7 protein-coding genes and 2 pseudogenes are annotated in these 5769 nt (G+C 26.5%); 6 read left to right on the forward strand and 3 right to left on the reverse strand.

Annotated elements, in window-relative coordinates:
* Together OYV_RS04815 and trhA are read right to left on the reverse strand one after the other, a co-directional pair.
* A pseudogene (locus OYV_RS04815) lies at window positions 1-149 on the reverse strand (acetate kinase); the annotation flags it as partial.
* 241 nt (window positions 150-390) lie between these two features.
* Window positions 391-1080: a PAQR family membrane homeostasis protein TrhA gene (gene trhA / locus OYV_RS01355; RefSeq protein ID WP_041624681.1), complete on the reverse strand. Its 690-nt coding sequence runs from the start codon at window positions 1078-1080 to the stop codon at window positions 391-393.
* A 328-nt stretch (window positions 1081-1408) separates the two neighbouring features.
* Here trhA and OYV_RS01360 point away from each other — a divergent pair, with 328 nt between their 5' ends.
* Entirely contained in the window at window positions 1409-2347 is a 939-nt protein-coding gene (locus tag OYV_RS01360; protein ID WP_041624679.1) for a hypothetical protein, read from the forward strand.
* 12 nt (window positions 2348-2359) lie between these two features.
* Here the strand turns inward: OYV_RS01360 and OYV_RS01365 are convergent, their stop codons facing one another.
* Window positions 2360-2572, reverse strand: coding sequence for a hypothetical protein (locus OYV_RS01365; RefSeq protein WP_042067909.1), 213 nt, complete (start codon window positions 2570-2572; stop codon window positions 2360-2362).
* A gap of 663 nt (window positions 2573-3235) precedes the next feature.
* Here OYV_RS01365 and OYV_RS01370 point away from each other — a divergent pair.
* The 5 genes and pseudogenes from OYV_RS01370 to OYV_RS05285 all read left to right on the forward strand — a co-directional run bounded on the left by OYV_RS01370 (window position 3236) and on the right by OYV_RS05285 (window position 5489).
* Complete coding sequence (locus OYV_RS01370) at window positions 3236-3550, forward strand: hypothetical protein (protein WP_042067912.1); 315 nt, start codon at window positions 3236-3238, stop codon at window positions 3548-3550.
* Window positions 3547-3714, forward strand: a complete 168-nt coding sequence (locus OYV_RS04965) for a hypothetical protein (protein ID WP_172642339.1) — start codon at window positions 3547-3549, stop codon at window positions 3712-3714. Before OYV_RS01370 ends, OYV_RS04965 begins: the two co-directional genes overlap by 4 nt.
* A gap of 111 nt (window positions 3715-3825) precedes the next feature.
* Window positions 3826-4341: a hypothetical protein gene (locus OYV_RS05275; RefSeq protein WP_152550823.1), complete on the forward strand. Its 516-nt coding sequence runs from the start codon at window positions 3826-3828 to the stop codon at window positions 4339-4341.
* Window positions 4293-4559: pseudogene (locus OYV_RS05280) on the forward strand (AAA family ATPase); the annotation flags it as partial. The gene OYV_RS05275 and the pseudogene OYV_RS05280, both read left to right, overlap by 49 nt.
* Before the next feature lie 21 nt (window positions 4560-4580).
* The gene (locus tag OYV_RS05285) at window positions 4581-5489 is read left to right on the forward strand and encodes a hypothetical protein (RefSeq protein WP_081931913.1); all 909 of its coding nucleotides are present in this window, start codon (window positions 4581-4583) and stop codon (window positions 5487-5489) included.
* Window positions 5490-5769: the final 280 nt, after the last annotated feature.

A 5769-nucleotide genomic window follows, 5' to 3' on the forward strand; every position in this document is an offset into this window, starting at 1 on the left:
TCTTTTTTGTCTTTGGTCTTCATTGTAAAAACAGCCTGATTGCTACCGATTCTTTCAACTAAACCTGAAACAATTACTTCTTGTTGTGGCATTTCTAATAATTGAAATTTTAAAGAAGAACTACCAGAATTTACCGACATAATTTTCATATATTTTTCTCCGTTTTTTGATGTGTAATAATTTATTTGTTGTTTGTATATTAATTTTAATTGTTGTTTGACTTAATTTTTTTGGGTTGAGTTTGGGATTGGGATTTTAATTATTTGTTATTTGATTTATTTTTATTTTTAATTAATAATTTCTTTTAATGAGTGGAATTATTTTTGGTTTTGTAATTATTTGTTTGCAAGTTTGATTTCTTTTTATTGTTGGAAATTTTTCAATTTGTTATTAATTGTTTGGCAAAATTTCAAGCAAACGATATATGCCCCAAGCATGAAAACAAGTTCCTGCCATAACAAAAAGATGCCAAATAAAATGAAAATATTTTTTATTATCTTTAACATAAAAATAGATGCCTAAACTGTAAAAAACACCGCCCAGTAAAACAAAATGAAAAATATTGGCTTTCCACATTGCAGGCACTAACAAAAGCCCACTCCATCCAAGCAAAGCATAAAAGATTAAATGAATGATTTTTCCTTTATTCATCCAAAAAACTTTACATATAATACCTGAAAAAGCCAAAATACATTGGCAAACAAAAAAGCATTTTCCTTTGGAAATTAGCAAATTTGATTGAGGAAATAAGGGTTTTTGCAATTCTGGCAAAAGTAACAAAATAGGGGCAAAAGTTCCCCAAATTAATAAATAAATACTAATGTGATCGGTCTTTTGAAAAAAATTATGAGCTTTGGTAAAGGATAAAGAATGATACAAAGTACTCATCAAATAAAGAATAATCATCGATATGCTAAAAACAAGTACAATATAACCGTTAGGATTTGACATTACAGAGGCTTTAAGACAAAAACAAACAAGAATAAAAACTCCTAAAGGAATCATTAAACCATGGGAAATGGCATTGGCAATTTCTTCGCCCAAAGTTTGTTTATCACTTGGTTTAGTAGCCCATTTCACAATCAAACTCCCTTCTTGCTTGGAATATGTAGCAATTACTGAGATTATAAAAAGTTTAGAAATTAAATAAGTTATAAGAAAAATAAGGAAACATTTAAAAATAATAATTAACTTTATTAAATAATTTATAAATTAGATTAAGTTGTAATAAAAACTAATTCTTATATATTTTACCACATAAAAGTAGTTGCTAAACTAAATTTGTAAATTGACAAAAGATAAAATATGAATTTTTCAACATTTCCAAATATAATAATGTATAGTCCGTAAATAATAGTATAATATTTAAGGAAACTAGTTTTCCATAGAAAGGACTTTGTTATTTTTCATGAAATCTATTCAAACTAAATACTACAAGTATTTAATAATTATCACATTTATTATCGCACTAATAATTTTGTTATCTGCAATTATTTTTATTAAACAAAAAAATAAATCTGTTCCTAATGCAAAATTAAGCCACACCCTTCCTGAAATCAAACCCGATACCAAGACAAACATTATTGAACATTATTTAGGTCTCAATCCGAATTTAGAAAATTTAAAAACCGAATTTAGAAAAATAAACCCTGATTGGAACCAAGAAGTTTTTGCTTATAATTATCATATGCTTTCTAAAAGTAATGCAAATCAAAAAATTACTGATGCTATCCAACACAAAATTTTTGCTATTTTTTTAAACTTTAATGATGAAAAAATGAAATCACACCAAACCCAAAATAATCTTTTAGATGCCTTAAATCAAAATCCAAACAATAAAATGCATATTTTTTGGAAAAAAGAAAAACCAAATACCGAACTTATATTAGCTTTAAAAGACCAATTATTGCATAACACAAATAAATGGCAACAAACAGCAACAAATATTTTGGATAAAATACAAACCTATATTAATAATGATATAGATCAAATATTAAAAAATCAACTAAGCTTGCTTGAAAAAAATAAAATTATAATTGATATGAATGCAGGCAAACTCAAAATCACAGACATTAAAGATTTTATAAAACAAAATTTGATGGCTAATGCAAATGCCAAACTTGAATCTAATCCAGAACAAAATATTTTAATAAAACAATTAAGAAAACAATCTTTTAATTTAATGGAGTTAAGAAACAAATTCCAAACTCTCCAAAAAACAATTCAAAAAATAGCTCAAAATGGTAATATAACTACCATATTTCAAAAAGATATGCAAGAATTAGAAACTCTTATAAAAACAACTATATTAGAAATTATAAATGAATCTGATAAATTAAATATATAATTTGGTAAATGACTAATTATTTTTCAAATCCATTTTTTTCGTCAATTCTTCCAAAACTTGATCTACAATAACTTTCACTTGAGGATTGACAAAAAGAATCTGATTTTTAACTTCAAAATAAGTTTTTTTACTACAATTTTTCAAAATCACAATTTTTAATTTATCAATATTAACTTTTTTCAACATTCTTCTAATTTTTTGTTCTTTAGCTTGTCTTTTTAACATGAATATCGCCTTTTCGTTTTATTTTTATTAATAAATTGTTTTTAGTTCATCAAATAAAATAATATAAGTGAGTTTTTTTAATGCCGTTTTTGCATTTCAGCTTTTATTTTAATCTTTTAGACATAAATTTTGGCTTTATTTTATCTTTACCATATTTGGTTTGCTTTTTTACCTTTATAAAGATATTATACAACTTTTAAAATAACTTTTTTATATTTTGTCATTATTGTCATTATTTTTTAATATATTTCATCATTTCATTATTCCTATCATTTAAATTATTCCCATTTTGGATATATTTAAATATTTTTAATCACAAAGGAGCCAAACTTCATTAATCATTTTCAAAATCAAAAAAAACTACTATTTTACCACAAAAACCCCCAATTCAAATTATTTTGTATTTTTTGCATTTCTATAACATCAATAACATTATTAATTGGGTTAGTTTATTTGCAATTTAAAAATCAAAGACTAAATCATAAAATTGCAAGCAAAACATTAGCTATTAGCACACCTCAAATCCAAACTCTCAAAAACTATAAAAAAACTCACCCAAACAAAATCAAGGAAAAAAGTGGGATAAAACTTTAAATAAGGAAATAGAATTTGTATCTATAATCCACAAACCTACTTTAATGACTCACAACAAATACATTTTTGATGGCATTAACGGATTTAGATATTATCAAAAGAATTATCACGTATGCAAAATATTTTAACCCAAGAGCTCAAAAAACCAACTATTACAAATTTAGAATCTATTTCCGAGCTGATAATCTAGAACAAGGTTTTCAAAGAGTTTTACAAGATGCCAATAAAAATCAACTTTTACCAAACAAAACTAACCCTGCATTTAATTTAAGTTTATTAATCAAAGTGTCATTTGCTTTGGTAGCATTTACAATAGTTATGTTTGTTTTAATATATTATTTTAAAAAATACTTGAAAAACAAAAGATTACGAGGCTTTTTATGAATAAAATAATAAATAAAATCATTAAATGGAGTTGTATTACTGTCATTTTAGCATTAGTTTTATTTTTATCAATTAAAGAAATTAATCACCAATGGTTTAATAACGACAATAAAAAAGAATATATGCAATTTGTTTTAATTGACAAAGTGACTAAAGATAATTAAGAAGATATCGAAAAAATTAAAATTATTAATTTAGGACATAGTTCCTTTAAACAAAGTACTATTCATAAAATAGAAGTCTATTATAAAAATGAAGATGTTGCTTATGCTTATATGGATGATATTATGTATCGAACTTTGCAAGATAAATTACTAGAAGAAAGTAAAAAAATCTATAAAGAAGACGGCGAAGAAGTTTTTGAAGATAAAAAAACTAAAAATCATTTAATGACTAATTCCCAAGAATATTTAACCAATGGTTTATCTAATACTTTTGGTATTTTAAGTATTTTTTCATCAGCTTTATGGATGTTTTATATTTTTAATAATTTCTTATTACAAAAAAGAGCTGGTTTTAAAAACAACAAAACTTCCTCTATGAAACAAAAAAGCAAATTAACTTTCCAAGACGTTGCAGGAAACCAAGAACCCAAAGAAGAAATGAAAGAATTAGTTGATTTCTTAAAAAATCCTAAAAAATATATCACTTTAGGAGCACGAATACCACGAGGAGTTTTATTAGAAGGTCCTCTGGGAACAGGTAAACCTTACTTGCAAAAGCTCTTGCAGGAGAAGCAGGAGTGCCATTTTATTCAGCATCTGGCTCCAAATTTGTTGAAATGTATGTAGGAGTTGGAGCAGCACGTGTAAGAAAATTATTTAAAGAAGCACAAAATAATGCTCCTTGTATCATTTTTATCGATTAAATAGATGCTTTAGGAGGAAAAAGAAGTAATTCAGGAGAAGGAGGAAATTCCGAAAAAGACCAAACACTTAACCAATTACTTACTGAAATAGACGGTTTTAACCAAAATAGAGGAGTAATTGTAGTAGCTGCAACTAATAGAGCTGATACTCTAGATCCTGCTTTGCTTCGCCCTGGACGTTTTGATAGAACTATGCAAGTATATCTTCCTGATGTAAAAGCTAGAGAAGCAATCTTAAAAATTCATTCTCGTAACAAAAAAATAGATCCTTTAGTGGATTTTAGCCATTTAGCTAAAAGAACTCCAGGAATGAATGTAGCCCAACTTGCAGCTGTTCTTAATGAAGCCTCTCTTTTAGCAGCCAAAAACCAAAAAGCTTTTATTACTATGGATGAATTAGAAGAGTCAGTTGACAAAGTTTATATGGGGCCTGCCAAAAAATCTTTAGTTATTCATGAAATAGAAAGAAAAATGACAGCTTACCACGAAGCAGGACACGCTGTAATTGTAATGAAACACCCTCATAGTTCTGAAAAAGTAAGAACTCTCACTATTACTCCAAGAGGAGGCGCTCTAGGTTATATTTGGCCTACATCTGATAAAGAATATTTTTGCAATACCGAAAAACAACTCAACTATAACATCGTTGTTGCCTTAGGTGGAGCAGCCGCTGAAGAACTCTTTTCTAAAGCTAGAACTAATGGAGTGTATTCCGATCTTAAACAAGCTACTCTCACTGCTTTTGGGATGGTGGCTTATTCAGGAATTAGTCCTTTAGGATATATTAACTTTGAAAAATGTTCCGAACAAACTCGTTATCAAGTAGACCAAGAAATTAAAAAAATAGTAGATGAATGCTACAAACAAGCTAAAAACATTTTAGAAAAAAATAAAGTATTAGTAGAAAAAATAACCCAAGCTTTATTAGATAAAGATACTTTAAGTCAAAAAGAAATTTATGCTTTAGATGAGACACAACAACCAAAAGCACAAAAAGAAAATTCTGAAAAAACTAAAACCAAAGCAGGTAATAAACCTAACAAAAATAAATTAGCTACTGTAAAAAAATAAATTAAAATCGTTTACACACATTAATTACAATCAAACAAATCCCAAAGAGACTTTTTAAAGTCTCTTTTTTTATTAATCCCAAATGATTTATAATTTTGTTATAATTGAAGTATCAAACCCTCAAAAACTAAAGCAATAAGGAAAGAAAGGATAAAAAATTGATAGCTGAAATAATTATAGATATAAAAACTACATATCAAGGAATTAACAAACCTTTTGATTATTTGGTACCACCCCATTTTGAAAAGATAATCAAAAAAGCAATGAGAGTTGTAGTTCC

The sequence above is a fragment of the 'Chrysanthemum coronarium' phytoplasma genome (genome assembly GCF_000744065.1).
GTDB classification, from domain to species: Bacteria; Bacillota_I; Bacilli_A; order Acholeplasmatales; family Acholeplasmataceae; genus Phytoplasma; species Phytoplasma asteris.

What these genes read in the sequence shown, in the direction of transcription:
- OYV_RS04965 (WP_172642339.1), top strand. Translation starts at nt 3,547, where the DNA reads ATGAATAAAATAATAAATAAAATCATTAAATGGAGTTGTATTACTGTC.
- OYV_RS01365 (WP_042067909.1), bottom strand. Translation starts at nt 2,572, where the DNA reads ATGTTAAAAAGACAAGCTAAAGAACAAAAAATTAGAAGAATGTTGAAA.
- OYV_RS01370 (WP_042067912.1), top strand. Translation starts at nt 3,236, where the DNA reads ATGGCATTAACGGATTTAGATATTATCAAAAGAATTATCACGTATGCA.
- OYV_RS05275 (WP_152550823.1), top strand. Translation starts at nt 3,826, where the DNA reads ATGGATGATATTATGTATCGAACTTTGCAAGATAAATTACTAGAAGAA.
- OYV_RS01360 (WP_041624679.1), top strand. Translation starts at nt 1,409, where the DNA reads ATGAAATCTATTCAAACTAAATACTACAAGTATTTAATAATTATCACA.